Source organism: Spartobacteria bacterium UBA695 (assembly GCA_002298145.1).
GTDB lineage: Bacteria > Verrucomicrobiota > Verrucomicrobiia > Chthoniobacterales > Chthoniobacteraceae > UBA695.
Map to the genome: position 1 here is coordinate 56,382 of DBMP01000008.1, position 25,464 is coordinate 81,845.

The 25,464-nt window shown below is 60.1% G+C and carries 24 protein-coding genes; 7 read left to right on the top strand and 17 right to left on the bottom strand.

Features of this window, described 5'->3' with window-relative positions:
* Window positions 1-32: 32 nt before the first annotated feature.
* From B2828_RS04070 to B2828_RS04095, 6 genes are read right to left on the bottom strand one after another with little or no spacing between them, the layout of a single operon-like run.
* Window positions 33-518, bottom strand: coding sequence for a PTS sugar transporter subunit IIA (locus B2828_RS04070; RefSeq protein WP_479632415.1), 486 nt, complete (start codon window positions 516-518; stop codon window positions 33-35).
* Entirely contained in the window at window positions 515-1,414 is a 900-nt protein-coding gene (locus B2828_RS04075) for an NAD(+)/NADH kinase (RefSeq protein ID WP_479632416.1), read from the bottom strand. Before B2828_RS04075 ends, B2828_RS04070 begins: the two co-directional genes overlap by 4 nt.
* 24 nt (window positions 1,415-1,438) lie before the next feature.
* Window positions 1,439-2,182, bottom strand: a complete 744-nt coding sequence (locus B2828_RS04080) for a TlyA family RNA methyltransferase (protein WP_479632417.1) — start codon at window positions 2,180-2,182, stop codon at window positions 1,439-1,441.
* A 22-nt stretch (window positions 2,183-2,204) separates the two neighbouring features.
* Window positions 2,205-3,491 (bottom strand): M16 family metallopeptidase, encoded by a 1,287-nt coding sequence (locus B2828_RS04085; RefSeq protein WP_479632418.1) that lies wholly within the window; start codon window positions 3,489-3,491, stop codon window positions 2,205-2,207.
* Window positions 3,488-4,171 (bottom strand): 2-C-methyl-D-erythritol 4-phosphate cytidylyltransferase, encoded by a 684-nt coding sequence (ispD, locus tag B2828_RS04090; protein WP_479632419.1) that lies wholly within the window; start codon window positions 4,169-4,171, stop codon window positions 3,488-3,490. The genes B2828_RS04085 and ispD overlap by 4 nt, the downstream gene beginning before the upstream one ends.
* An 8-nt stretch (window positions 4,172-4,179) precedes the next feature.
* On the bottom strand, window positions 4,180-4,632 hold the full coding sequence (locus tag B2828_RS04095) for a GatB/YqeY domain-containing protein (protein WP_479632420.1): 453 nt from the start codon (window positions 4,630-4,632) through the stop codon (window positions 4,180-4,182).
* A gap of 178 nt (window positions 4,633-4,810) precedes the next feature.
* On the opposite strand from B2828_RS04095, the gene B2828_RS04100 reads away from it, so the two are divergent.
* From B2828_RS04100 to B2828_RS04130, 7 genes are all read left to right on the top strand, one after another.
* Entirely contained in the window at window positions 4,811-5,602 is a 792-nt protein-coding gene (locus tag B2828_RS04100; RefSeq protein WP_479632421.1) for a PTS sugar transporter subunit IIA, read from the top strand.
* 56 nt (window positions 5,603-5,658) lie between these two features.
* Window positions 5,659-6,021 (top strand): 6-carboxytetrahydropterin synthase QueD, encoded by a 363-nt coding sequence (gene queD / locus B2828_RS04105; protein WP_479632422.1) that lies wholly within the window; start codon window positions 5,659-5,661, stop codon window positions 6,019-6,021.
* Window positions 6,022-6,113: 92 nt separating this feature from the next.
* Window positions 6,114-7,115, top strand: a complete 1,002-nt coding sequence (locus tag B2828_RS04110; RefSeq protein ID WP_479632423.1) for a hypothetical protein — start codon at window positions 6,114-6,116, stop codon at window positions 7,113-7,115.
* 9 nt (window positions 7,116-7,124) lie between these two features.
* Window positions 7,125-8,105, top strand: coding sequence for a hypothetical protein (locus tag B2828_RS04115; RefSeq protein ID WP_479632424.1), 981 nt, complete (start codon window positions 7,125-7,127; stop codon window positions 8,103-8,105).
* Between the two features lie 91 nt (window positions 8,106-8,196).
* Window positions 8,197-9,177 (top strand): serine O-acetyltransferase, encoded by a 981-nt coding sequence (locus B2828_RS04120; RefSeq protein ID WP_479632425.1) that lies wholly within the window; start codon window positions 8,197-8,199, stop codon window positions 9,175-9,177.
* Window positions 9,156-9,776, top strand: a complete 621-nt coding sequence (locus B2828_RS04125) for a SprT family zinc-dependent metalloprotease (protein WP_479632426.1) — start codon at window positions 9,156-9,158, stop codon at window positions 9,774-9,776. The genes B2828_RS04120 and B2828_RS04125 overlap by 22 nt, the downstream gene beginning before the upstream one ends.
* Before the next feature lie 95 nt (window positions 9,777-9,871).
* Entirely contained in the window at window positions 9,872-10,102 is a 231-nt protein-coding gene (locus B2828_RS04130) for a hypothetical protein (RefSeq protein WP_479632427.1), read from the top strand.
* A gap of 123 nt (window positions 10,103-10,225) precedes the next feature.
* Here the strand turns inward: B2828_RS04130 and B2828_RS04135 are convergent, their stop codons facing one another.
* The 11 genes from B2828_RS04135 to vccB all read right to left on the bottom strand — a co-directional run bounded on the left by B2828_RS04135 (window position 10,226) and on the right by vccB (window position 25,451).
* Window positions 10,226-11,008 (bottom strand): menaquinone biosynthetic enzyme MqnA/MqnD family protein, encoded by a 783-nt coding sequence (locus B2828_RS04135; RefSeq protein WP_479632428.1) that lies wholly within the window; start codon window positions 11,006-11,008, stop codon window positions 10,226-10,228.
* A gap of 88 nt (window positions 11,009-11,096) precedes the next feature.
* The gene (gene mqnE, locus B2828_RS04140) at window positions 11,097-12,191 is read right to left on the bottom strand and encodes an aminofutalosine synthase MqnE (protein ID WP_479632429.1); all 1,095 of its coding nucleotides are present in this window, start codon (window positions 12,189-12,191) and stop codon (window positions 11,097-11,099) included.
* Window positions 12,192-12,466: 275 nt separating this feature from the next.
* The gene (locus B2828_RS04145) at window positions 12,467-12,793 is read right to left on the bottom strand and encodes a hypothetical protein (protein ID WP_479632430.1); all 327 of its coding nucleotides are present in this window, start codon (window positions 12,791-12,793) and stop codon (window positions 12,467-12,469) included.
* Window positions 12,794-12,906: 113 nt separating this feature from the next.
* Window positions 12,907-14,883 (bottom strand): glycoside hydrolase family 16 protein, encoded by a 1,977-nt coding sequence (locus B2828_RS04150; protein WP_479632431.1) that lies wholly within the window; start codon window positions 14,881-14,883, stop codon window positions 12,907-12,909.
* A gap of 10 nt (window positions 14,884-14,893) precedes the next feature.
* On the bottom strand, window positions 14,894-16,273 hold the full coding sequence (locus tag B2828_RS04155; protein ID WP_479632432.1) for a GH1 family beta-glucosidase: 1,380 nt from the start codon (window positions 16,271-16,273) through the stop codon (window positions 14,894-14,896).
* A 13-nt stretch (window positions 16,274-16,286) separates the two neighbouring features.
* On the bottom strand, window positions 16,287-17,624 hold the full coding sequence (locus tag B2828_RS04160) for a glycoside hydrolase family 30 protein (protein ID WP_479632433.1): 1,338 nt from the start codon (window positions 17,622-17,624) through the stop codon (window positions 16,287-16,289).
* Between the two features lie 18 nt (window positions 17,625-17,642).
* Window positions 17,643-19,124: an MFS transporter gene (locus tag B2828_RS04165; protein ID WP_479632434.1), complete on the bottom strand. Its 1,482-nt coding sequence runs from the start codon at window positions 19,122-19,124 to the stop codon at window positions 17,643-17,645.
* 11 nt (window positions 19,125-19,135) lie between these two features.
* A complete protein-coding gene (gene vccA, locus B2828_RS04170) occupies window positions 19,136-23,302 on the bottom strand; it encodes a Verru_Chthon cassette protein A (protein WP_479632435.1) in 4,167 nt (1,388 codons plus the stop codon).
* The gene (vccD, locus tag B2828_RS04175) at window positions 23,299-23,904 is read right to left on the bottom strand and encodes a Verru_Chthon cassette protein D (protein WP_479632436.1); all 606 of its coding nucleotides are present in this window, start codon (window positions 23,902-23,904) and stop codon (window positions 23,299-23,301) included. The genes vccA and vccD overlap by 4 nt, the downstream gene beginning before the upstream one ends.
* Entirely contained in the window at window positions 23,901-24,920 is a 1,020-nt protein-coding gene (locus tag B2828_RS04180; protein ID WP_479632437.1) for a prepilin-type N-terminal cleavage/methylation domain-containing protein, read from the bottom strand. Before B2828_RS04180 ends, vccD begins: the two co-directional genes overlap by 4 nt.
* 27 nt (window positions 24,921-24,947) lie before the next feature.
* A complete protein-coding gene (gene vccB / locus B2828_RS04185; RefSeq protein ID WP_479632438.1) occupies window positions 24,948-25,451 on the bottom strand; it encodes a Verru_Chthon cassette protein B in 504 nt (167 codons plus the stop codon).
* Window positions 25,452-25,464: the final 13 nt, after the last annotated feature.

The window sequence follows — 25,464 nt, forward strand, 5'->3', positions numbered from 1 at the left end:
ACGCGACGGCAGCCCCGTCTCTGTGGTCTTCTTTAAAGCGCCACTTCCAGCGCGCGCAGGCTGGCCAGGAACTCTGCGGCATCAGGCGCGGCGGCCAGGGCGGCCTCACCTTTGTCGGTGTGGAAGATCCGCGCCAGGGCACCGATGATCCGCAAATAATCAGAAGCGAGCGCCACGGGAACGCCGATGACGAAAACGAGCTTGGAGGCCACGGCTGATTCACCCGGGACCGCTGGGGCCGCCGGAGCAGCCACGGGAGGGAGCGCCACGCGGCCTACGGCCATTGTCATGGCGCTGACCGCCGTCGTCCGGGCATGGGCGATGCAGAGCACCGAGCCGTTTTCCTTCGACATACAAGAGGTCCCCTTCGCCAGGCCGCTGTAAAACTGTTCCCAGTCGGTGACGCGCGGATCTTTTTTGAGCTTTTCCGCGATGCGCTCAACCAAGTGTTCCTTGGTGTCGTCCTCGAGGTCGAGGAGGATGTGTTTGGGGAAAAGAATGTCGCTGATGGTAATCATACCGCACTGCCGCTCCATTTCAGCTTCTCGCGCAGCACTTCGCAGAACGAGAGCTCGGGGAGCATGGCCAGAGGAAGTTCCAGGTTGCTCTTGCGAAGGCGGATACGATCCCCTTCGCGAACGGGTTCGGGCCCGGTGCCGTCGACCGTGAGAACTACGTCCGGCTGGCCGTGAACGGGCCGGACGATGATCTCCTCGCTGTCGCTGACGACCAGGCTTCGATTCGTGAGTACATGGGGGCAGACCGGGGTGACCACGAACACTCCGGCAGTGGGGGAAAGGATGGGGCCGCCAGCGGATAGCGAGTAGGCGGTGGAGCCGGTGGGGGTGGCCACGATGAGGCCGTCGGCGTTAAACTGGGTGAGGCTGTCGGAGCCGATCCAGGTATCGAGCTTGACGAGCCGGGAGACGGCGCCCCGGCTGATGACGGCGTCATTCAGGGCGGTGCGGCGCAGGGCCACGGTGCCGTCCTCGCGCTCCAGGGTGACCTCCAGCAGGGCCCGCAGGCTCAGGACGTAGCGGCTGGCGCAGACGGCTTCCACGGCCTCCAGGGCGTTCTCGGAGCTGACGCAGGTAAGGAAGCCGAGGGAGCCTAAGTTGATGCCGAAAATGGGCCGAAGGGCCTCTCCCAGCTCTTGCACGACCTTTAAGATGGTGCCGTCGCCGCCCAGGACGAGCAGGATGGCGCAGCGCTCGCCGAGCTGGGCGTAGGTGAGGCCGTGGGGTTCCCCGGCCAGGCGGGCGCTCTCGGCCTCCATCCAAACCTCGGCCCCGCACGCACGCAACTGCGCGGCAAGCAGCCGAAGAATTTCGGCGGCTTTCGGTTTTTCCGAATGTGCGACTAATCCGACGGGCCCTGGCGGGCGGCCGGATGGCCTATGGGACTTGGAATCCATTGGATGAAGCGGCGCAAAGAATAATCACAATTTGCGCAGACACGCCAGAAATTCCCGATTTCCCTCTCCGCCAAGGATCGGGGACTCGATGACGCCCTCCCAGAGGGGGTTGCCGATCTCGCGCACGAAGGCCTCGATTTTATCGACGGCGCGCTGCTGGGCGGCTCGGTCGCGCACGACGCCGCGCCCGGCATCGACTTCCTCTTTACCCAGCTCGAACTGGGGTTTGATGAGGGGGATGATATGGCCGCCGGGGACGATGAGCGGGATGGCGGCGGGGAGGATGAGGGTCAGGGAGATAAAGGAAACGTCGATGACGCAGAGGTCGATGGGGTCGCCGATGTCGCTGGCAACCATGTGGCGGGCGTTGAATTTCTCCCGGACGACGACGCGGGGATCGCTACGGATTTTCCAGTCGAGCTGGCTGTGGCCGACGTCAACCGAGTGGACTTTCACCGCGCCGTGCTGAAGGAGGCAATCGGTAAAGCCACCGGTGGAGGCACCGATATCCAGGCAGGTTTTTCCGGTGGGATCGACGCCGAAGTGGCGCAGAGCCGCCTCCATCTTGAGCCCGCCCCGGCCGACGTAGCGGCACTGGGGCTTGACGGTAAGAAGGGCGTCTTCGGGGATTTTGGTGCCCGGTTTATCGGCCACGGCCTCCCCTACCCTGACTTCCCCGGCCATGATGGCGCGCTGGGCCTTTTCGCGGCTTTCAAAGAGCCCACGGGCGACCAGGAGCAGGTCGAGGCGCTGTTTTTTGACGTTCATTGCGTGCGTAATGCGCCCGGGTTCATTTGCCGAGCCACTCCTGGATTTTTTTTGCGTCCGGCTTGGGGCCACAGATGGCCACGCCCAGGCGGGAGGGTTTCAGGATCTCGGCGGCCAGGGCTCGGACTTGCTCGGGCGTGACGGCCAAGAAGTTCTTTTCCGCCTCGGCGGGGTCGATGATCCGCCCAAAGCTCATCAAGGATTCGCCCGCCCAGGTCATCTGGTTGGAGGTGCTCTCCAGGCCCATGAGCGTCTGGCCCAGCAGGTAGTCCTGGGCTTTGCGCAGTTCGCCTTTGCCCGGCGGGGTCGTGGCGATGCGCTCCAGTTCCGCCATGGTAAACCGCAGGGCCCGCTCTAGTTTGCCCGTCTCCAGCCCGGCGAAGACCGTAAGGGCCCCGGCGTCTTGCAGGGAGACCACGCTGGTCTGGATGGAATAGCAGATGCCGTTGCGCTCGCGCAGGCGTTGGAAGAGGCGCGAACTCATGTTTTCGCCCAAAATGACGCTCAACAGGCGCAGCGCGAAGCGGCGTTCGTCCCGGCGGCCAAAGGTGTGGAAGCCGAGCGCCACGTGGGTCTGCTCGCTGTCGTCGTTGACGGCTTTGATCCAGGGGCGCGCGACGGCGGTCTTGCCGGGGGGCTTTGCGTGGTTGGACTTCAGGAAGCGCGGGATGCACCCCTTGGGAAGGGCCTCTACGGCGGGCGCGATGAGCCCGAGGACCTGCTCGTGGGAAGCCGCCCCGGCCACGGTGACGAGGGTGGTGGAACCGGTGTAATGGCTGGCTTTGTAATCGAAGAGGCGCTCCCGGTTCAGGCCGGAGATGGACTCCAGGGTGCCGGTTAGCGGGCGGCCCAGCGGGTGCCCCGGCCAGAGGGCTTCGGAGAGCAGCTCCTCGACGTATTGGCTCGGCGCATCGCGCACCATGAGGATTTCCTCCCGGATGACCTCCCGCTCCCGCTCGATCTCGGCGGGCGGGAACTGGGAGTGGAGGACCATGTCGGCGAGCACGTCGCTGAGCACGGGCAGGTGCACGGCGGCCGCCTTGGCGTAGTAGCAGGTGTGGTCCTCGGTGGTAAAGGCGTTCAAGTAGCCGCCCAGGCCCTCGACGGTTTCGGTGATTTTCCGCGCCGAACGCCGCTTGGTTCCCTTGAACATGAGGTGCTCAAGGAAGTGGGAGATGCCGCTGAGCTTTTCCGGTTCATGGCGGCTGCCGACCGTCACCCAGACGCCCACGCTGACCGTTTTCATGTGCGGCATTTCGACGGTGGCGACGCGAACGCCGTTGGGCAGGCGGGTGACGTGGGAGATCATGCGGTGGCGCGGGCTTCGATGACCAGCCGCGCGAGTTCCAGGTCGCGGGGGACGGTAATCTTGAAATTCGGTTCGTCGACGGGGGAGAGGAATACGGAAAGCCCCAGGCGCTGGATGGCGGAGACCTCGTCGGTGACGAGGGTTTCGGTACGGAGCACCTGGCGGTAGGCGCGCTCCAGGAGCGGCCAGAGGAAAATCTGCGGGGTCTGCATGGCCCAGAGGTGGGCGCGGTCGACGCTGCCGATGACGGCCCCGGCGGCGTCGGCTTTCTTGAGCGTGTCGGCGACCGGCGCGGCGCAGGCGGCCGCTCCATGGCGCTCGGCCATGGCCAGGCAGGACTCGATGACGCCGGGGGTAACGAGCGGGCGCGCGGCGTCATGCACGGCCACGTAGTCCGACACCGTCGCCTCGGCGGCTTGCAGGCCGTTCCAGACGGAGTAATGCCGCTCGGAACCGCCCGCGACGACCCGTGCCAGCTTGGTAACGCCAAACTCGCGCCCCATCGCCTCGAACTCGGCGATCCGCTCCTCGCGGGTCACCAGCACGATGCGATCGACCTTCGCGCTCACTTCAAAGGCGAGCAGGGAGTGCGCCGCGACCGGTTTCCCGGCCAAGTCGGCGCTCAGTTTATCAAATCCCATGCGCCGGCTTCCACCGGCAGCCACCATGACTGCGATCATGCTAGAGTTTACGACAACTGGCGTTGAACTTCCAGGCTGAGTGCTTTGCCATCGGCGCGGCCCGCGGCTTTTTCCTTCGCGGCCTTCATGACGAGGCCCATCTGAGCCTTGGAGGTGGCGCCGATTTCCGCAATGGCGGCCTTGACGATGGCGGCCAGTTCATCCGCGGAAAGGGCTTTGGGGAGGTAGGTGTTGAGGATAGCGAGCTCCTCTTCCTCCTTGGCGGCGAGCTCCGGGCGGCCCCCCTTGGTAAAGCTTTCGATGGAGTCTTGGCGCTGTTTGACCTGTTTGCGGATCACGGCGGCCACTTCGGAGTCCTCCAGGACCACGGCCGGGCCCCCTTTTTCAATGGCAAGGTTCTTCAACGCTGCCTTGAGCATCCGAAGCACTCCAAGCCGCTGGGCTTGTTTGGCTTTCATGGATTCCTTCAGGTCATTGTCGATTTGTTGCTGCAAGTTCATGCGGTCGAGGATGAGCCGGAACGCGGCGGACGGAAAGCGGAAAAAACCGCTCCAAGAAGCGCCAATTTTCCGTGCTTCTTAAAAATGAGCGGCGAAAACCTTGCCCCGGGGGCGCATTGGTGCGTATTTTGCCCACTTCGCGGGCCGGTCCGCTTCCTATCACTGACACCTTCTTCCCATGAAAACACTCCTCGATGCCCTACAGGAAGGCCGCCTCATTGAGCTGCCGGACAACAATAAAAGCCGCGCCCTGGAGTACCTGGCCGCGCTGATCGAGGCCATCCCCGACATCGGCGTGGAGGAGGGAATCACGGAAAACGTGCTGGCCCGGGAAAAGGTGCACAATACGGGCATTGGCCTCGGCTGGGGCTGTCCCCACGCCCGCTCGCGCCATGACGGCGAGGTGGTCTGCGCCGTGGGCTGGAGTCCGCACGGGATCGACTACGGCGCCCCGGACGGCCTGCCGGTCCACCTGATGGTGATGTATTTCGTGCCGGAAACGCAGAAAAACGCCTATCTCAAGGAGATCTCCTCCCTGGCCAAGGCGATCAAGACGCAGCCGGTATTGCAGGATCTAAGCAAGCTCACGGACCTGGGCGAGGTGCGCCACGCGCTACTGGACGCCATCAGTCTCGCCCTGGAATCGACCGCCCCGGAGGCCAAGGCCCGGATGATCCAGCTCGAAGCCAAGCACGCCGAGGTGCAGGAGTTCGTCCAGGGCATTCCGCAGGAGGTCGCCAGCAGCTTGGTGCCGCTGACGGTCTTGGTGGTCCCGGGATTGCGCCCGATCGTGCTTTGCCAGGACGCGGAACTGGTCAGCGCACTGGAATTCCACGAGAAACTGGCCACCCAGCTCTCTGGCCAGGGCCGCGCGGAACACCAGGGGCTCCACGTGCTAGTACGCACCCAGTCCACCTACCAGCCGGACCGGACGATGTACGACTGCCTGGCCTTCCGGTCGAAGAAGTAGGGCATTTTCTTCCTTTCTTGACACGAACCCGCCTCGCCCGCGAAGGTGGATAGACCATGGTTTGCCGTCTTACCAAAGAATTCTTTTTTGAAGCCGCCCACACGCTCCCGCACGTGGGCGCCGATCACCCGTGCCATCGGATGCACGGGCACAGCTATCGCATCGAAATCTCGGTAGAGGGCGAGGTGGACCCCAAAATGGGCTGGGTCTATGACCATAGCGAGATCAGCGAGGCGCTCAAACCGATCATCGACAGCCTTGATCACCGCTATTTGAACGAAATCCCCGGGCTCGAAAACCCGACGGCCGAGAATATTTGCGGCTGGATGTGGGCCAAAGTGGCTCCGCTCTGCCCGGGGCTCAGCGAAATCGTGGTCCAGGAGACCCCGAGAGCCCGCTGCACCTTCCGGGGGCTGTAGAGTATTGTTAAGGCTTGCGGAACATCGAATATCGTTGATGAGTTCCCGGTTTTTTGGTTCATCGGGTTGGCCACAGATTGCCGGTCACCGGAATGAAACCAAGCCTGCTCTCCATTTTTCTCCTCCTATCTGGCATCCAGCTGGCGACAGCTGCCGATTCCACTTTTTCCAAGGATAACGCGCATGTCTTTATCATTGAGGACGGGCACCCAGCCCTTATCGACGTAGACTTGCAGAAGCGTGGATGCCAAGGCGTTGATTTAAGCAAGACCTTGGGGGCGCCCATCAGGGCGGTGACTCTATCGAATGCAGGGTTTGTCCTCTGCGCCACCAAAGACGCTCTGTGGGCTTACGACCCATCGAACGGAAAATGTGTCAAGATTTGCGCAGGTCCCGAACAAGAGGCCGGGAAACCCTACTTTATCAACGATATTGCTTATAACCCGAAGACAGAGGAGGTTCTCGCAAGTTGTTCGACAGAGGATTCCGGCTGGGGGAAGGACAAACTTTTTTGCCTGCCAAAAAACGGGGAGCAATGGCAGGTGGTCAGAGATGGATATGCCGGTCATCCGATCTTTAGCGAAGACGGGACACTCTTTTACGTCTCTGGCGGCGATCTCTGGGTCGGATCGGTTCAAAAAGCTTCCGCAGATGCCAAACCAAACCTGCGCTTCTCCGGATACTGCTACGCTCCGCTCGCCGGTCTAGAGGTGGGCAATTTTAATTCTAGTTCGACCGGCTTGTATGCGATCGCCGTTTCCCGGGGGATGATTTACGGCAACTTCAAGCGCATGGGCGGAAGCGGCTGGGGGTCCATGATTCGCTTCAAACGGCCGGTTTATCCGAATGAACAGGGAGGGCCCAACCCGGCTTCGCCCCAAGACAGGGCGGCGTATTGGAAAAATCTTCGGGCGATCTTTGACTCCTATGAGGACATTGGCGGCCCTCAAATCTCTTCATCCCTCTGTACATCGCGGGATGGGCACCTCACCTTTTATACCAATTCCCGGGCGGCCGAGGCGTTTTTGGTCGAAAACGATGGGAAGCCCGCGCCAATCGAAATCAAAGGGCTCACCGATCGCGAGAAAGAATGATTCACCGGAATGAAACCAGTATTTCTCTCTATTTTCCTCCTCGTATGTGGTCTCCGGCTGGCGACGGCGGCGGATTCCACGTTTTCCCAGGACAACCAGCACGTATTCATCGTTTCCAAGGGGAAACCGGCGCTCATTGACGTGGATTTGCAAAAGAAGGAATCCAAGCTGATTGACCTGAGCAAAACCGTTAAGCTCCCCATTAACTCGGTAACGTTGTCAAATGCCGGGTATGTCCTGTGCGCGACCGAAAAGGCGATATGGGCTTACGATCCGGCGAAGGGGAAATGCATCAAGGTTTGTAGCGCCCCCGGGCAAGGGACCGATGAACCCTCGTCTATCAGTGACATTGCTTACAATCCAAAGAGCGAAGAGGTTCTGGCGGTTTGTGGAGGCCTTTATTGCCGGACCAAAAAACAGGGAAAATGGGAACGTGTTGGGGACCGCTACGAGACTTATCCCAGACACCCTGTTTTTGCGGAAAACGGGACGCTTTTTTGCATCTCTGAAGGCGATCTGTGGGCCGCATCTATTGAACGGGATGTTACGCCCCATTCCGATGATGATTGTGTGCCAGACCTGTGGTTTGTCGGGAGCCGCTACGCCGCGCTCTCCTTTCAGGTAATCAATTCCAATTTCAGCTCGGCCGGGTTAAGTGCAATGGCCGTTTCCCGGGGGATGATTTACGGCTATCTCACGCCAATGAACGGAACCGGCTGGGGATCGATTATTCGCTTCAAGCGGGGTGTTAGTCTGGACAAAAATAAAGCTGCGGAAGCAGCAGATGACGGCGACTCGCGAACGATCTTCGATTCCTTGGAGGAAATTGCCGACCTGGGTCGCGAACAATGTTCTTTTCTCTGCACATCGCGGGATGGACATCTTACATTCTACACACTTCGCCCATCAGGGGAGGTGTTTTTGGTCGAAAACGACAGCAAGCCCACACCGATTGAAATCAGAGGATTCGCCAATCTGGTGAAGCGCTGATTCACCATTTTCCTCCGGCTTTCCTGGTTGCCGGGGACGGGAAGGCACGAACTGCTGGAATTCCCCCGCCAGGGATGCTTTACTGGAGGGGATGCAAACCCATCTGCCCAACATCGTCAAGGAGCTCCTTGATTCCTACCGTACGGTCGGTGGAATCAATAATCTCGACGGCAGCAACCTGCCTTCGAAACGCGCCGTTGCCGTGTTGTGTGCGGATTTACTCCAGCTCATCTTCCCCGGGTTTCTCGATGAAAAGGTCAACCACTCCGTGGAGCTGCGCGAGTCGACCTACGGCCGGGTGGAATCGTTCGCGCGCCGCCTAAAGGCAGAGGTGAACAAGAGCCTGCGCCTGGTGAAGCCCGAATGCCCCGATGACGAGCCTCGCCGGGCGGTGCTGCACCTGCTGGAAAGCTTGCCGGTGATCCGCGAGATCCTGCTCAGCGACGTGGAGGCGGCCTTCGAGGGCGACCCGGCGTCGGTCAGCTTTGACGAGATCATCCTCGCCTACCCGTGCATTGAGGCCATCGCCATCCAGCGCTGCGCCCACCGGCTCTACCGTCTGAAGGTGCCGCTCATCCCGCGCATGATGACGGAGTGGGCCCATTCGCGCACCGGCATCGACATCCACCCAGGGGCGCACATCGGCACGCATTTTTTTATCGACCACGGCACGGGCGTCGTCATCGGCGAGACGTGCGTTATCGGCTCGCATGTAAAACTTTATCACGGCGTGACGCTGGGGGCCAAGAGCTTCCAGAAGGACGACGAGGGCCGCATCCTCAAGGGCGGCAAGCGCCACCCTGACGTCGAAGATAATGTAACTATTTATCCGAACAGTACGGTGCTGGGAGGCGAAACGGTCATTGGTGAGAACTCGACCATTGGCGGGAATGTCTTCCTTCAGCACAGCGTACCTGCGAACTCGCTCGTTTACTACGAGGAGACGCAGCTCAAAATCGTCCCCAAACGCCACCGGGAGCCCCTCTCGGTACGGGGCGGTTCGGCCGTGCTTCCAGGTCAATACGTTCCTCCGAAAGGCGGGGTAGAAGCATGGTGCGACTGGTCCATCTAGTTAAAAGCGTGCTGTTTGCACGCGCAAAAGCCGATCCCCGGCGGGGTAGCCCGCGGGGACCGTTGCAAGCGCTGCAAACGGGGGTCGCCGGACCGCTCGCTGAGGCGGTACTGGAGGCGAATGCGCGCCATCTGCTAGAATCCATTGGCTGGCGCGGGCTGGCAAAGCTCGTCCATGTGCGGTGGAACCCCCGGCTGCGCACCACGGCGGGCTTGGCGAACTACACGTACTGGACGGTGTCGCTGAATCCGCGTATCGCACAGTTCGGCGCGACGGAGGTGGACCGGACGCTCAAACATGAGCTGGCCCACTTGCTGGCGCGCTACCGGGTCGGGCGGCGGAGCATCCAGCCCCACGGTGCGGAATGGAAGCAGGCGTGCATCGATCTGGGGCTGACCGACGAGACGCGCTGCCACGAGCTGCCGCTGCCCCGGCGGCGGATGGTTCGGAAATATCTCTACCGCTGTCGCCATTGCCACACGGAGGTGCGCCGGGTGAGGCCTTTCCGCCGCGCGGTGGCCTGCCTGAAGTGCTGCAAGGAGCACAACCGGGGACGCTATGACGAGCGGTATCGCTTTGAGCTGATCGCCAAGGCGTGATTCTTTTTTCAAGGGTTTGCTAAAAGCGCGGGGTTCTACTTGATGTGCGGGTTCAATCGACCCGCGAGCAAGAAATCAAGTCACTTCCAAAGCTTATGAAAACTGTAGCACTTACCATCCTCATCGCGTTTTCCGCGATACTGAGTAGCACTCTATCCGGCCAGGCCGAACTGGCCTCCACGCTCCGCATTCCGCAGGGCCGCGGGCAATACGTCGAAGTCCAAACCCCGGCGAAAACCGCCACGGTGGCGGCTTCGAAGACCTGCGCTCATCACGGGCATGCAAACTGCCCTATGGACCAGAAAAGCGCCTGCTGCCATAGCTAGCACAGGCCCTGTGGCGGGGCTATTGTGATCCCGTTCCTGATCGTTCGGTTGGGAACGGGATTTTTTTTGGCGGTGATCTGAGGGCACTAGAGCTCGCAGGGGTATTCCAAAGCAGCTTTTAGGCTAAACAAACCGCAACGGCGCGCTTTCCGTAGGGATCAGCCCATGTTTACAGAGCAGCGTGCGAAAGCGCTCGATGCCCTGCTTTTCCCGCGCCCCCAGATCGAAGCGGATGTACTCGGTGAGGTAACGCCGGGTAAAGGCGGCATGGTGCTCGCGCTGGCGGGCGATGATCTCGTCGATTTGCGCTTTGCCCTGGCGAAGGATTTCGCGGAAGGCGTCGGCGACGCGCTCAGGGTTCTTCACCTCGGGGCGGATCAGCCAGACGGCGAACACAAAGGGAAGGCCCGTTCTGCAGAGCCATTCCTCGCCAAAATCCAGGATCTGCCACTCGCCCGCGTGCTTTTCGCGGAAAGCGATGGCTTCGTTGCCGATGATCACCCGGCCCGCCCCGGGCGGCGCGGGTTCGGGCACGTATTCGGGCACCTGGTCGCCCCATTCGGCGAAAAAGACTTTGCACAGGTTGACCGACGTGCGCGAGGCCGGGGTCAGGGCTACCTGGCGCAATGCTCCAAGCGCTCCCTGGTAGGCCAGCAGCACGCTCCAGACCGTCCCCAGGGAACAGATCCCCGCCCCTGCCACGGCCATGCAGCCGGGCATCCGCAACGCCTCAAACACCGGCACAAGCCCCACATCCAGCCGCCCGGAGGCCAGGCCGTCGGCCAGTTCTGCCGGGTGCTCAAAGACCACGGGGCCGTCGTAGGGCTCGATCAACGGGCGCGAATTCAGGTAGCGCACACAGCCGATGCGCAGCCCGCGCAGCGGAGCATAAGGATCAGAATTCATCGTGGCCCCAAGCTTCGCGGAAGAAAACGAGAGATGCAAAACAAAACCCTACCGGGCCCGCTCCTGCCTGGAGCCGGGAGGGGGCGCGCTACCGCTCAACCGGGGCGTAATACGTATCGCGCTGCACGGGATCGCGCCCCGCCTCGCGGATTACCCGCTCCATGGCGGCGACGGTCTGCTCCTGCGGGGTCTGGGCCCCGGCCATGTGGAAGACTTTCTCCTCCATAATGGTGCCGTGCAGGTCGTCCACGCCGAATTGCAGCGACACCTGGGCCAGCGGCAACCCCATGCTGATCCAGTAGCCGGTGATGTGGTCGATGTTGTCGAGATAGACGCGGGCCACGGCGACGTTGCGGAGCTGCTCCAGGCCGCCTGCCTCACGGATATGCGAGAGCTCGGTTTTCTCCGGGGTGAAGGCGAAGGGGACGAAGCCGGTGAAGCCGCCGGTCTCGTCCTGAAGCTCACGGAGCCTGCGGAGGTGCTCGACGCGCTGGGCAAGGGTCTCGATATGGCCAAAAAGCATGGTGCAGGTGGAGCGGCCTCCCATTTGGTGCCAGGTGCGGTGGACCCCCAGCCATTCCTCGGTGCTCTCCTTGCCCCGGCAGAGCTGGTCGCGCACTCCGGCGTCGAAAATCTCCGCGCCGCCCCCGGTCAACGAACCGAGCCCGGCTTCGCGCAGGATTTCAAGGGTTTCGCGGAGCGGTTTCTTAAAAACGCGCTCGGAAAGGTGGAGGATTTCGATGGCGGAGAAGCACTTCAAGTGCAGGTCCGGGTCGAGCGCCTTCATGGACCGGAGCAGCTCCAGGTACCACTCGGCCTTGAGCGAGGGGTGCAGCCCGCCCACCATGTGGATCTCCGTGATTCCGTGGCCGAGGGCCTCGCGCACGTTGGCGACGATCTCCTCGATGCCGAACTCGAAGGCGTGGGCGTCTCGTTTCTTAGCCCGGAAGGCGCAGAACTGGCACGAAAGGATGCAGACGTTCGAGTAGTTGATGTACCGATTGAGGATGTACGTGGCGCGGTTGCCGTTTTTCCGCTCGCGAGCGAGGTTGGCCATGGCGCCGAGGGCGTGGAGATCGCGGGATTGGTAGAGCGCCAGGGCGTCGGCTTCTGAAATGCGTTCCCCTGCGGCGACTTTATCGTAGATGGGAAGGAGAGAATCGGGAATCAGCGCGCGTTTCATAAAGTCGTGTTTCTCCAGCGTAAAGAAGGACGGGCCCGAAGGCAAGCCCCGGAGGGGGATGTCCCAAAGCCGCCCCGCCTGTTCGGAAAAGCACAAAAAGCCTTAACCTGCTAGAAATCCGCCTGTTAGCCAGCTCCTAAAGGCGGAAATTCCATTCCGGATTTCTCATCTGGGCCTCACCGAAGGAACGTCTGCGCTAAAGGCGGATCAATAGTTGAGGAGCGTCCCTTACTTGAACCGTGGCCTTGATCCCGGCCTGTAGAGCGGTGCGGCGCCTATTGCGGTTTTGCCGGAGCGGCCACGGGAGCGACGCTGCCATAAATGGCGGCCGCCTTTTTGTTATCAAAGGCCCGCGATACCATCACGCGCATTCCGGGCTTCAACCCGGAGACATCGACCCGATTCCCTTCGTAAAAGAAGAGCGTGTTCTTATCGACTTCAAATGTGTTTTTGTGTCTTCCAGTAGTGATGGTAATCGAGCTGGAATCAATCGAAACAATGACGGTATGACTCGGCGGCGGAGTCTGCTTTTTGCCATCTTCCGCGTATCCGATCCTATTTAATCCTATTATAATGAGCAAAAATAAGAATATTGCTTTCATAAATCCGAAATTCAGGGGTTTTTCTTCCCCCGCTTTAGTGATGCATTTGGGGTCTTGAGGGCGAGCGAGACACAACGCTTCTTCTTCACTCAGCCCTCAAGAATCCCAATCGTTTATTTTGGCGACTTCGGCCCGTCGACGGCCGAGGCGAGTTCCTTCAATTGCCAGACGCGCACGTAGTCGAGAACGTAATCATCGGGCATTTGTGAGTCGTCGATCCCATTATTATCCCAGCCACCCGTCACGTTGGTGAACATGATGTCGGATTCAATGCTCGAAATGCGGGGCGACTCCCACTCTAGCATGACCTTCCCGTTGGCGTAGTAGACTGCCTTGCCGGGCGTCCAGAGCAGGCCGATGGTAATAAAGCCGTCCTTGTCGGGAACAATGTAGTTGGTGGTGCTCCCGGTCTGCTTATGGTCCTTGTCGTAGCCATCCCAGTGCATGGCGATGTTGTAGCGGTATTGCCCCCAGCGGCCGAGGTATTCGTAGATGTCGAATTCCATCGCTCCGTTGCGCGTATCCGCCCGCTTCCACTGGGGCCCGGCTTGCACCCCACGGTCCGGCATCAGCCAGAAAGCAGGCCACATTCCCGGTCCCTTCGTGGTCTTCATGCGAGACTCAAAGTAGCCGTAACGCTGAACCCACTTTCCGTAGGTGTCGAGGAATCCTGTGGCGTAGTCGGTCTGTTTTTTGGAGGGATCGTCGTTGTGGAAGCCGGTCTTTTTTTCATAGTGCAGCCGAGCCACGCCACCGCCAACGATAACGTTGGCTTTGCTGAAATGACTGCGCTTGTCCCAGTAGTTGTCGCCGTAGACATTCCACTTGGTCTCGTCAATCGAAGTGCCATCGAACTCTTCGTCAAACGTCTTAACCCAGTCCCCCTCCACCGGGGGCCGCTTGCCCACCCAATCCGGCAATACGGCTGGCGCCGGCACGCCAAGCTTGATGGATTCTACGACAAAGGTTTGCGCCGCGTCCGCCGGATTCGCCGAAATCTTAACGCCGCTGACCGCATCGCTCGTAAACTTAGTGCCCGTGTTAGGCTCGCCGTTCCATTCCGTTTTCACCGAATCCTTGATGCCAACCCAAGGCGTACCGGCTACGAACGTCGCCGAGAGTTCACCCTCTGCCCCTGGAGCGATCGGCGTCGAAAGTGTGGCGACATCGGTCGGCCCGGGATTGCTCAGAATTTGCAGACGCGGGCTGAGCGGCGTTTGCCCAATGTTCTTCAACTTAACCGTGACCTGCACGCCTTCGCGCAAGTCCCAACGGCCCAGCGCCGGTTTGTAGACCACGGCTTGCCCGGGCTTTTTTTCGGCGAAGGAAATCTTCAACGCATCGCCCTCAAATGCCGCTTCGGCGGGAGCCAGAACGGAAATCTGCTTGGGCGCATCCACCGCAATGCCGTTGCCGAGGAGATAGCTGTCCTTCGGTTTGACGCGAACGGTTTCCGGATTCACCGGAACGGGCTCGCCCACGGTGCCCGTCGCCACAATGGACTCAATGCGGTAGCTCTGTGGCTCAGCCGTCTTGCTGGTGAAGACGAGCATTTTGTAAATCTCCGCAGTCCGGAGTTTGAACGACGGCTTTTTCCCATAGGCGTAGCCAGGGAAGAGCGTGATCTTGCTCTTCGCTCCCGGTTTGACGGCCGTGGTTTCAGTGTTTGTGCCGGAGGGGCCGTTGGCGTTTTCGCGGTTGTCCACACGCAGTGCCGGGAAGATCGCCACCGAGCCCGTGTTCACGATGACGGCTTCGATATGGCCATACTTGGAAATATCGATGACCGCACCGTTGGGCCCCTTGGGCGGGTTATATTCCAGCCCTGGGTAATTGGCTTTGCCGGGTTGAATCGTGACATTCAGCCCCGGGGCTGCTGGGTCGCTGCTCGGCTCGAAGGTGATCTGCCCTTCGGTGCCAGGCGTTGGCGCAATGCGGTCGAGAATGTCCGCAGCGCCAAAGTCCACCATCGGGAAGGAAGGCGTGGCGGGTGCGGGCGCGGTGGTCTCCGTTTGAGCCCAGAGGGGCGGGGTCAGTTGTGAAAGCACCGGCAGCAGCGCCGCCAGCACGAGAATGGATTTGGATTTCATGGGGATATTTCTAGGGCTGTTGCGGGAGCGCGAGGCAGGCGCCGTTGCTGCGGATAAGGTCGCGATACCAGTATGCGGAATCTTTAAGTGTGCGTTGTTGGGTTTCGTAATCGACGTGGATCAACCCGAACCGGTGCTTATAGCCTTCGGCCCATTCGAAATTGTCCATAACGGACCAGTGGAAGTAGCCTCGGACATCCACGCCATCAGCCACCGCCCGGCGCAGAGCCAGGAGGTAGCGATGAAGGAAATCAATTCGGCCGGCATCATGCACCCGCCCATCCAGTGCGACTGAATCACAACTTGAGAGGCCGTTTTCGGTAATGACAATAGGCAGCTTATAATGTTCGGCGTAGAACTTGGGTGCCCAATAGAGAATCTCGGGGCTGATGGGCCAGTTAAAATGCGTGTGCGGCTGGCCCTTCGGGAACGGAACCCACTCGCTGCCGCCGTCGACGCCCGCTTTGGTATTGCCTCCCCAGTAGACGTTCATGCCCATGAAATCGATCGGCTGCCGGATCGTGTCGAAATCGCTCGATTTGAACTCCGGCAAATCCTTTGCGTATGACTTGAGGCCCACCTCCGGGTAGTGGCCAAAAACCACGGGATCGCCCCACCAGGTATGGTTCCATAGTTGGGTGCCATCGACGTAATGAGTGGCATTTCGAGCGGCTTCGATATCCTCAGGCGACTCCGTAAGCGGCGACGAAGCACAGCCTACCAGGGACAAGCCTACTACGGGCGGCTTTTTGGCATGAGCGCGGATCGCCTGCACGGAACGCCCATGAGCCATCAGCACATGGTGCGCCGCCAGCAGCGCTTCGCGCATCCCCACCTCCATATTAGGCGCATGGGTACAGTTGGCCTTCAAGTAACCCAGGCCGATCATGCATTGCGGTTCGTTGATCGTAATCCACCGAGTCACGCGGTCCGAGAGGCGCTCAACCACCGCGGCGGTGTACTCCGCCATCCACTCCGAGCTGTCCGGGTTAAGCCACCCGCCGCGCAGAAAAAGGTCATACGGGAGATCCCAATGATACAGCGTTACCCACGGTTCAATCCCATGGCTCAGCAGTTCATCGACCAGCCGGTCGTAAAACGCCAGTCCGGCTTCATTGACCGGCCCGCGGCCCGTGGGAATCACGCGCGGCCAGGAAACGGATAGCCGATAGGCCTGGAGGCCGATCTCCTTCATCAACGCGACATCTTCGCGGTAGCGGTGATAATGATCGCAAGCCACGTCGCCATTGCTGTTTTCATAAATGCGCCCCGGTTGATGGGCGATCATATCCCATATGGAAGGCCCCTTGCCGTCTTCGCGCCATGCGCCTTCGATCTGATAGGAGGACGCGGCGGCCCCCCAGGTAAAGTTATCTTTGAATGGATTCATGGTTAAGTGGTGTCTAAAAACGGAGTGTCAAAATGGAATGGGCCGGGCTTTGAACCGTGGCAGCTCCGGGGCCATGTTTGAGAGCAAAGGGAATGTCGAGGTTCGAGCGGTTGAGGACCACCACGGCGGTGGTTCCGTCCGGGTTGATAAACGCCGTCGATTCCAGTTCGTCGCGCGTGCTGGCGCAGAGAATCCGCTCGGCTCCCGGTTGGATAAATCGCGAAAAGTGCCCGATGTAATAATACGAACTTTGGTAGAGCACTTCGTCGCGCTGGGTATCGCAAATAATGGGCGCGCTGCACAGGTTCCCGACGTGGTTGGGGCCGCCGGTCTCGTCCAGCACAAGGTTCCAGTCCACCCAGGCCACGGTCCAATGATTGAGGTCCTGGATCATGGAGCGGGCGTAGCGTTCGCCCATGCTCCATTCGCCGAGGTGCGGCCCACCCTCCTGGCAGCCTTCGGAAAATAAGAGCTGCTTGTCGGGCCAGGCGTCGTGGACCCGTTGCACGTTTTCAAAGCAGTCGGAGGTATACCAATGAAAGGCGGTGCCCCAGACGTACTTGGCCGCCTCGGGATCGTCCAGGACCGCCTTCGCACGCTCGAACATCCGGTCGCGGTTGTGATCCCAAATCATCAGGCGCACATCGCTCATCCCAAACCGGTGCAACGTCGGCCCGAGGTGATCGCGCACAAAGTCGCGCTCCTCCTCGCCGGTGTAAATGCACGAATCCCACGTCTGCGTGGCCTCCGGCTCGTTCTGTACGGTGAGCCCCCAGATGGGAATGCCTTCCATTCGGTATGCCTGGATATATCGGCAATAATACTTAGCCCAGGCCTCCCGGTATTCCGCCTTAAGCTTTCCGCCACAGTTCATCGCCCCCGAGGTCTTCATCCACGCGGGAGGACTCCACGGCGAGGCGAATAGCTTGAGCCGCTCTCCGGCCACGGCCTGAGCCGCCTTGATCAAGGGAATAAGGGCCTTGCGGTCGCGGTCGATGGAAAAGTGTTTGAGCTCGGTATCGCCCTCCGTTTCATCATAGGCATAGTTACCCAGCGCAAAGTCGCAGCTATTGATGTGCGTTCGGCAAAGCGAGTATCCATGCCCTCCGTCGCCAAAATAGGCTTCCAGGATGGCGGCCCGGTTCTTCGGGCTCATTTTGTAAAACGTCGACGCGGCTGCCTCGGTAAACGCGCCACCGAAGCCTTCTATTTTTTGATAGCGAAAGCGGGCGTCTACCGTGATGGAAGGCTGTTCCCAACCGGGCTGCAGCCCGAATTCCACGGGCGTCAGTTCGGCGAGGCGGCTTCCGGATTTTTCGGATGTAAGGCAGATTTTAAGAACGGAGGACATGAGAGGCGAGGTTGTGATTCATAAAGGGGCCGGCACGGAGACGGGCTCTTTGGGGCGGGTTTCCTCCGGAGGGACAAAGTTCCGCATGCCGCCGAGACGGTTCCATTCCCGGTAAAGCAGGATCAGGCAGGCAAGCGTGGCGACGTAAAAGAAGGTGTTCCAAACGGGCAGAAACCGGTAACAGAAATTGGGGTCCGGGTTGAGGCGCTTGACGAGATCCAGGAACCCGCCACACGCAAGCCCCCCAGCGATGAGGGCCAGCGAGCGGATCAGCGCGTTGGCCGAACAAAACTGGCCGTACCGAGCCTGTGGGAACAGCCGCATTAACGTGGGCAGTTCCGTGGCGCTATAGAGCGTACCGACGGGGAGCCCGATCGCGCTGAAAGCCAGATAAATCCAGGTGGTGGTCTCCAGCGAAAGCGCCGGGCGAAAGAAGGCGAACGCGATGCCCAGCGGCCCAAGGCACGCCAGCAACGCCACGGAGGCCAGCATTACCCGCAGCGGATGCGCCCGGTCCGCAAGGATGCCCGCCGGGTAAAGCAGCACCATGCTAATGATGCCACAGATGCCACCGACTTTCCCAAGGAACCCGAGATCGAGGCCCATGTATTTTGTATTATAGATCAACGAATAGGCCCCGGAGGCCCAGGTCATGGCGAAGCACGAGTTGGCCAAAAAGAGGTACCAGTAAAACCGGTGGGTAAAGCACTCGCTGGCATAAGTATGGATGGCTCCCACGATTCCCTGGCGCTCGCCGATGTAGGGCGCGGGCGGAGGGTAATCCCCCTCTTTGACCTTCCAGCACATCATCAAGAACGCCAGCAGATACAGCAGGCCTGCCACGAGAAAGATGACCTGCATGTGCGTGTTGGCATACTTCAGGCCAAAGTAGCTATAGGCCGCGCCTGCGCCGCCGCCGACCATCCGGAATAACGCCATGAAACGCGCCAGAAAGGCATGGGGCACGACGTCGTTAAAAAGATAGTAATAGACTGAGGTGATGAAGAGATTGAAAAACTGGAAGCCGACCATGAATACGCCCAGGCAGACCAGCACCACGTTTGTTTCTTCCATGCGCCCCACGAGAAGCGTGCGGTGCAGCCAATGGCCGATCTGGCCGGAATAACCCAGCAAAATTAGGAACACTACCAGGAACGGTGTGGCCCCAAACAAGAAGGGAATCCGACGTCCCCACTTGCTCCGATGACGGTCGCTGCGGAAGCTGATCAGCGGGTTAATCGTGGCCGCCATTAAGTTGGGAATCGTCACTACGATGAGTCCGAGAGCCCAGTTGGGCGCGCCGATGGCGTTGAACTTGAGCGGCAGGACGCTCGGCACCACGGTCTCCATCAGGTTGAAGCAAAAATCCCCCCACAGCAGGAATACGAAGAGAGTGAGCAGGCTCGCTTTGGTGTAGACGAGCGTGCCCACGCGCAGGCGCTCCGGGTCCTGAGTTTCCGGTGATTGCGGACGCGAGAAGAGGGAGGAGAAAAACTTCATGAAACGGGGGGTCAGGGAGTGAAGGCTTGGTTGGCAACGGTGCGCCACTGGTAGTAGTTATCGAGGCTATCCGCCGAGCTACTGGTGGCGTAGTCGGGGATGCTGACGTTGGAGGGATCGAGATAGCGCTCGACCGTGGTGGAGCCCTGGTACTCCGCAGTCACACTCCCGGTGGCTTCGGTCCAGGTATCCTGGCGGGCCGAGGTGGGGTTCTTAAGCGCCTGCACTTTGAAGTGAACTGTGTAGGTATTCGATTTGGTCGTCAGGCGCGGGTAGATATCCGAGTAAGGGCGCTCGCGCACATTGTCGCCGACCATAGCAAAGTCATCGCCGTACCAGATTGCGTCGAACGTCGAGGCATCGCTCCAGGTGTACCCTTGCGGCACCAGGTAGATGTCGCAAATCTCTGATGGGGACTTGTAGAGATCCCACGAGCTGAATTTGCTCTCGCACTGCAACAGCGTCTGGTCAAGATCAATGGGCAGGCGCGATACCTTGGACTGAATCGCGTTGCTGGTGGTGGCGGCGGAGAGGGAAGGCTCACCTTTGTAGTAGGGATTGTTGTCGCCGCTAAGCGCGGCTGCATTTTTCGGCACTCGTGCGATCAACTCCGAGCCCAGAACTGCCCGCACTCCCGTGCTGCGCTTGATATAGGTAAACGGCACGATCTGGTAATTCAGATTAATCTTCCCTGCGGTGGAGAACGGCTCGCTAATCGCATAAGGCTCCACCACGGGCATCGTGAAGAGATCCAGCAACAGGTGGTCCTTGGGCCCGTTGGGATCGTAGGGCCGGTTCTGCTGCGGCCGGAATAAAAGGGTGCGCCACGAGATATTCTCCGTCACCCCGGTGGGCAGGGAGCCGAACATTACAGGGGAGTTGATGATCCGGTTGGCGGTAAAGTAGCTCGACAGGCTGAGCGCGGTACCGCTGGTCTGCGATTCGCGGTTGTAGTAGGGGCGGTTGACGGTGGTGCTGCTGGAATCAAAAAAAATGTTTCCCTCGTCGGGCTTGTTGGCATAGGCGCCATCGGGCTCGAGCGGCAACCCAGAATCCCAGTCCCACGTGGTTTGCTTTTTACTTACCATGTCGGAGGGAACCTTGGGCACGAACTGCAATGCATAGGTGGCGCTGGTGACCAGTTTGCCTAAGTTGTCGACTCCGGCGGTTGTGAGCGCGGAAAAGTTGTCTTTGAAAACGTTGCCCAGCTTTCGGGTTGAATCGCCATAGTTAGGACCGGTGACAAACGGTGAAGTGGCCGCGTTGGAGACATTCACGTTTTCCAATCCCGCGACTACCCGGTAATCGCCGTCGCGGGCAACCATGGTCCGCACGACATCGGAAAGGGCGGGCTGCGCCGTGGCGGTGACTACGGGGATGGAAGCTGTCAGGTTATAGCTCCACGTGCCGGTGGGAGCCGTGTCGGAGCGAATCACGCAACCCGGGCCAAGGATCGGCGTGCTGGTGACGTTGCCGTTGGTCGGGTAATACTTTGCCCAGGCGATGCGCTTATCAAAGCCCCACCAATCAGACGGCAGGTTGGTGATGAAAGCCGAGCCGGTGAAGTTATTCCCGGCGAGCCCATTCTGCGGCAGATCCGGCACGGGGATTGGCGTGCTGGGAAAGGTGACGGTGAAGGTCTGGTAGGTTGTGGTCGAACTGGTCTGGGGCACCCTGAGAGCGGTGTTGAAGCCGCCCCCCAGCGAGGTGGTCGAGGCGGTACCCGAGGCGCTTACGGTAAATGGGTTGCTGACATAGCGGTATGGCCCCATGGCAGAGAATGGAGTGAGGCCGCTCCAGCTGTTGTAGCGCTGGTTCTGGCCGGTGCTGTTATTGTAGTTATTGAGCAGGTAGCGGAATCCGAGCAAGCCGCCCGTGGACTGGATAGCGTTGAAGCGGGGCGTCATGGCCATCATCGTGCCGTTGCCGTTCTGCGCCGCGCCGGTGCTTGCCGTGGGGGTGCGGTCCGGAAAGGGATTCTGCCCGGCGATGGAGACGCCGTTGATCCCCGTCACGTTGATCCCAAAAATGCTGGCGCCGGAAAAGCTCATGTCCATTGGATCAAAGCCCATCATCGGAGCCGAGAATTCAAAGAGGAGCATGGCCTGGAGCCGTTTTTGCCCCTGGGAAAGCGCGGCGAGGGTTCCGCCGTAGTCGGTAGCCAGCGTGGGATTGGAGGGGAAGGCCGTGCCGGAGCTGGAGGTGGCGGCGGTAACGGTGGCGCCTGAAATATCCACAATGGTACCGGCGGATGTCCGCAGGAATTGCTCTTCGGGCAGGTTGCTCACATAGGCTGCGCTCTCGGCGGAGCCGTAGACGGGCGAGACTTTTTTGGCGAACCCCGAGGGCGTTACCGGGGTCTGATAGACCGGTCCATTTCCATCGGCAGTGCAGATGATTTGGATGCCGATTTCGGAGATCGTGGGAAGCCGTCCCAGGCCGTGGGTAGTCACGCCGCCTTCAACGATTTTGAGCGGAACCACCTGCCCTTTGCCGCCGCTCAACCCCGTGGGCGTGGAGGTGTAGCGAACGAACGAGGCATTGGTGCTCGAAACGCTGTGGTCGTAGAGATTGGTGCACCGGATGTAGTCGATCATCTCGGTTAGGATCTGGTCCCATTCGTTAGAAACGCTATATTTGCTGGCAAAGTTACCGCCAAAACCGGGGATCTCCTTCGAGCCCAGCCGCAGGAGGTATTTATAGATTTCCTGGTTGCGGAAAATCTGGTCGTAGTCCTCCGTGGCGCTGCGGGAATTCTGGCGCTGGATGTAGTAGATGAGCGGATTGGTGCCTGTGCCGGTGGTCGAGCAAAACGCGGCAAGGCGGTCGTAACTCGTACGGTAGTTGGAGCCAGTCTGAGAGCTGACGGGCCACATGCCAACGCGAGGCGTGCCAAAGAGTGTGACCTCGGGTCCCCGGCTGTGGGCTGTGAGGAAAAATTTTCCCGACTCCAATTGCTGCCGGGGATTGACTGTGGAGCCGTCCGCTCCGCTTCCCGTCAGCATGGCGTTGCGCAGAGGATCGTAGAGCAGTTCCCCCAGCGAGGTGTAAAGGCGGTCCTTCTTGGAAACACCGCCATTGATGGAGCCGGTGGCGGTTTTGGTGGTCAAGGACGCGCCGCCCTGAGAGGTGTTGTCATCGGCATAGTAGGGCAACATTTTTGAAAATGCCGACGGGCTGGAACTTGGCATCGGCTGCGGAGAGGACGCGTAGTTGCTAATCACCACCGGATAGCCAGTGGTGGCTACGTCCAGCGCATGAAGCACGCCGTACAAATCCGTGGTCGCCGGGTGGCCCGGGTAGCGTTGGAATTCTCCCTTCACTGGCTGGTCTTCCGAGAAAAGCAGGCGCTCTTCCCAAATTTTGAAACGCGGTGTGTCCCACGGGGCCGGAAGCAAGCTGCCGTTGCGCGAGCTGAAACTCCCCGCAGCTGTGTTGATATTGACCTTGGCGCATTCGTCATCAGTCCAAAAAGCGATGCGTCCCACGATCGGGTTGGCGGAAGAGGCGTCCGGTACCGTCACCGCGCCGGAGCCGCTGGCGGTGGGAACGGAAATCTTGCCGTCCTGCAACACATAGAGCCACCGCACCGGCATGGGTACCGGTTGACGCGTCGTGGCTCCCGGCACAGTGCCGCTGAGCGAAAACCCCGGCATGGTGCTCGTCACCACCGGAGCGGCGACGGTTCCGGGGTTGGCCGGATCGCGCGGATCTAGAACGGGGTAGACGCTGTAGTTGGTGGTGCCGCTGGAAACCGTCACGGGCGCGTTAAGATCCGTCCACAGCGCGTGAGACTGGCTCCAGTCCACCGGGGGGAGATCGCTTTGCAACACGCTCGGGTCGGCGCCCGCCGTCACCATGCTGGAGGCCGAGTAAAGCCGGAAGATGCGTTTCAGGCTGCCGGTATTATCGTATACGCGCACCGCGCCGGGCTGCGAAACCCACGCATACGTTCCGCTGCCCAGGGTCGTGGCCTCATTAATCTGCGCCTGGACGAGGTTGACCGCCGTATCCGCCAACTGCCGCGCCGACGCCGAAGCATAGTAGTTAGCCGAGGCTGTGCGCTCGCCACCTGCGCGAACCAGGAAGCCAACGACGATCCCGGTGATCAAGACCAGCAGCGAAAGGACGAGCACCAGGGCCATCCCCCGGCGGCGCGCGATAGGTAACGTTTTCATGGCCGGTAGACGAATGCCGATGCGGTTAGCGGGTTGACTTGAATGGTGGCGTAGTTGCGGGGCAGCGTGCCGCTTAACGCCACCCGGGAAGGGGTCACCGTAAAACAGAAATCCTTCATCGTAATGGCCGGGAGGATGATCCCCGCCGGGCGGATTTGAAACGAGGCGTATTGGGCAGACCCGCCCTGAAGGGACATCGACCCCGTGGTGAGCGGCTCGGCAAAGGACTGTAAAAATGCCGGGGAAACCGAGGTGTTCGCGGAAACCACTGTCCCGACCGGCAGCACCGCCAGGGAGCGAAGCGCCCCCATGGTGCCGGAACGATTCATACCCCAAATTTGGACGGCGCTATACCCCGAAGCGGAATATTTTGGGAGATTCACAAAGCGCACCTCGACGGTGGAATTAGACGAAGCAGCAATCTGCCGGGCAAGGTTGATCTGATCTCCCACTAGTTGCCCCGCGCGGGAGAGATTGCTGGAATCCATCATCCCCCGCAGCGACGGTGCCATAACGGCCATCAGCGATGCGGCTATGGCCATGACCACAAGCAATTCGATCAGCGTATAAGCCACGCGAAGATGGGAGCCGGTGCGTTTCATTGGGCTGAGTCGCTCCATTTGGATTCCTTCAACGGTACCGCCGTGGTGAAAATCTGATAGGCAATATGGTTCTGCACGAGGATGGCCTCCATCTTCTTGAGATCCGCATCGTACTGGGTCACATCCATGAATCTGCCGCTCAAGGCCGACTCGATGGCGGCGGGCGGGGTGCTGGAATGGGTGTCGATCCGTTGCGCCGCAGCCTCGCTGATCATCACCATGGTGATCTGCACCACGGGCGGCAATTGATTGGCCGTGATCGGCTGCGGGGTGGCCGTGGCATCGGAACGCGAATCGTAAGCATACGCGTTGCTGCTTCCCGTGAGCCGGGTGCCCATCGAATCGTCCGCTTTGGAAACGCGGGGCCAAAAGAGCAGCGCGATGACATTGTCCGCCAACGGGGAGACCCACGAACCGCTGGTCACGGGGTTACCCCCTCCGTTGATAACATCGGCGATCCAACCCTGGCTGCCGCTGGTGTAGAAGTTATTAAACACCGCTCGGCTCTCCGTCGGCGCAAAGCCCTGCATCAGCCGGTAGCGAAAGCGCGAACCGGTTTCCGTCGAGGCCCGGAACGTCTGGTTATCCCCATACTGGACGAAGAAGCTACAGGCATTGAGCAAGCCGCTCACCGAGCGAAGGCCGGAACTGCCCGAATAGGTTTCGGGTGCCATGAGGTAGACTTCCTGCCCGTAGCCGCTCGCCTGCTGATTCTGCCGAATAACGAACTGGAGATCCGACTGGCGCAAATAGACCGTGGGGTTTAGGGGATCATCATAGGCCCAGAAGGTATTAAGCGTGGCCTTGGAAAGGCGTTGATTGAGGAGATTGAATCCCAGCCGGGCCGCCGCAAACGCATCAATCTTCGACGACGTGCTGCTGGTGGTCTTCATGACAGAGCTGGTGATTTGGGAAATGATCCCTACCAAGAGAATAGAAATAGCCATGGAGATCAGCAGCTCGAGCAACGTAAAGCCCCGCTGGAAGATCTCGGGATGGCGATGAAGGGAACGCATAGGGGGAGAAATGGCGTGCAGTCCCTGTCAGTTAGACTTCTGCTTGGCGGCGAAAAGAGAGAAAGTGGTTTGTTTGCGGTTAGCGGCGGGAGCTTGAAGGGGATACGAAAGCACGACTTTAATGTTGCGGGCGTTGGCGGATTGAAAGGTGAAGTCCCCGTCCAGTTTCGAGTAACTGCCCTCCCCCACCGCGAACGTGGCTTCGTAATAGGCGTTGGCGGAAGTCGGACCCGAAACCATCATGCCTTCCCGGGTGTAGAAATATTTCACATTGTCGAGGCTATCAATGCGAACGGTCGAGGCATCGCCCCCCGATTTGAACGATATTTGCTGCAACTCGCCCCGGAGTTCCCGGCAAATGTTGGCCTTGGCGGCCTGCACCATCGCCTCCTGCACCGATTCCAGCCCTAACGGCAGTGAACCCACTACGGCGAGGAGTGAAAACGACATCACCCCGATGGCCAAGACAAGCTCTACGAGGGTAAACCCGTGGAGGTTATTGCGATGGGACCAGGGGGATGTCGTTTTCATATATTGATCGTCG

Bases quoted from the DNA above. Each gene is read 5' to 3' on its own strand.
- B2828_RS04070 (WP_479632415.1), bottom strand. From the start codon at position 518: ATGATTACCATCAGCGACATTCTTTTCCCCAAACACATCCTCCTCGAC.
- B2828_RS04075 (WP_479632416.1), bottom strand. From the start codon at position 1,414: ATGGATTCCAAGTCCCATAGGCCATCCGGCCGCCCGCCAGGGCCCGTC.
- B2828_RS04080 (WP_479632417.1), bottom strand. From the start codon at position 2,182: ATGAACGTCAAAAAACAGCGCCTCGACCTGCTCCTGGTCGCCCGTGGG.
- B2828_RS04085 (WP_479632418.1), bottom strand. From the start codon at position 3,491: ATGATCTCCCACGTCACCCGCCTGCCCAACGGCGTTCGCGTCGCCACC.
- ispD (WP_479632419.1), bottom strand. From the start codon at position 4,171: ATGATCGCAGTCATGGTGGCTGCCGGTGGAAGCCGGCGCATGGGATTT.
- B2828_RS04095 (WP_479632420.1), bottom strand. From the start codon at position 4,632: ATGAACTTGCAGCAACAAATCGACAATGACCTGAAGGAATCCATGAAA.
- B2828_RS04100 (WP_479632421.1), top strand. From the start codon at position 4,811: ATGAAAACACTCCTCGATGCCCTACAGGAAGGCCGCCTCATTGAGCTG.
- queD (WP_479632422.1), top strand. From the start codon at position 5,659: ATGGTTTGCCGTCTTACCAAAGAATTCTTTTTTGAAGCCGCCCACACG.
- B2828_RS04110 (WP_479632423.1), top strand. From the start codon at position 6,114: ATGAAACCAAGCCTGCTCTCCATTTTTCTCCTCCTATCTGGCATCCAG.
- B2828_RS04115 (WP_479632424.1), top strand. From the start codon at position 7,125: ATGAAACCAGTATTTCTCTCTATTTTCCTCCTCGTATGTGGTCTCCGG.
- B2828_RS04120 (WP_479632425.1), top strand. From the start codon at position 8,197: ATGCAAACCCATCTGCCCAACATCGTCAAGGAGCTCCTTGATTCCTAC.
- B2828_RS04125 (WP_479632426.1), top strand. From the start codon at position 9,156: ATGGTGCGACTGGTCCATCTAGTTAAAAGCGTGCTGTTTGCACGCGCA.
- B2828_RS04130 (WP_479632427.1), top strand. From the start codon at position 9,872: ATGAAAACTGTAGCACTTACCATCCTCATCGCGTTTTCCGCGATACTG.
- B2828_RS04135 (WP_479632428.1), bottom strand. From the start codon at position 11,008: ATGAATTCTGATCCTTATGCTCCGCTGCGCGGGCTGCGCATCGGCTGT.
- mqnE (WP_479632429.1), bottom strand. From the start codon at position 12,191: ATGAAACGCGCGCTGATTCCCGATTCTCTCCTTCCCATCTACGATAAA.
- B2828_RS04145 (WP_479632430.1), bottom strand. From the start codon at position 12,793: ATGAAAGCAATATTCTTATTTTTGCTCATTATAATAGGATTAAATAGG.
- B2828_RS04150 (WP_479632431.1), bottom strand. From the start codon at position 14,883: ATGAAATCCAAATCCATTCTCGTGCTGGCGGCGCTGCTGCCGGTGCTT.
- B2828_RS04155 (WP_479632432.1), bottom strand. From the start codon at position 16,273: ATGAATCCATTCAAAGATAACTTTACCTGGGGGGCCGCCGCGTCCTCC.
- B2828_RS04160 (WP_479632433.1), bottom strand. From the start codon at position 17,624: ATGTCCTCCGTTCTTAAAATCTGCCTTACATCCGAAAAATCCGGAAGC.
- B2828_RS04165 (WP_479632434.1), bottom strand. From the start codon at position 19,124: ATGAAGTTTTTCTCCTCCCTCTTCTCGCGTCCGCAATCACCGGAAACT.
- vccA (WP_479632435.1), bottom strand. From the start codon at position 23,302: ATGAAAACGTTACCTATCGCGCGCCGCCGGGGGATGGCCCTGGTGCTC.
- vccD (WP_479632436.1), bottom strand. From the start codon at position 23,904: ATGAAACGCACCGGCTCCCATCTTCGCGTGGCTTATACGCTGATCGAA.
- B2828_RS04180 (WP_479632437.1), bottom strand. From the start codon at position 24,920: ATGCGTTCCCTTCATCGCCATCCCGAGATCTTCCAGCGGGGCTTTACG.
- vccB (WP_479632438.1), bottom strand. From the start codon at position 25,451: ATGAAAACGACATCCCCCTGGTCCCATCGCAATAACCTCCACGGGTTT.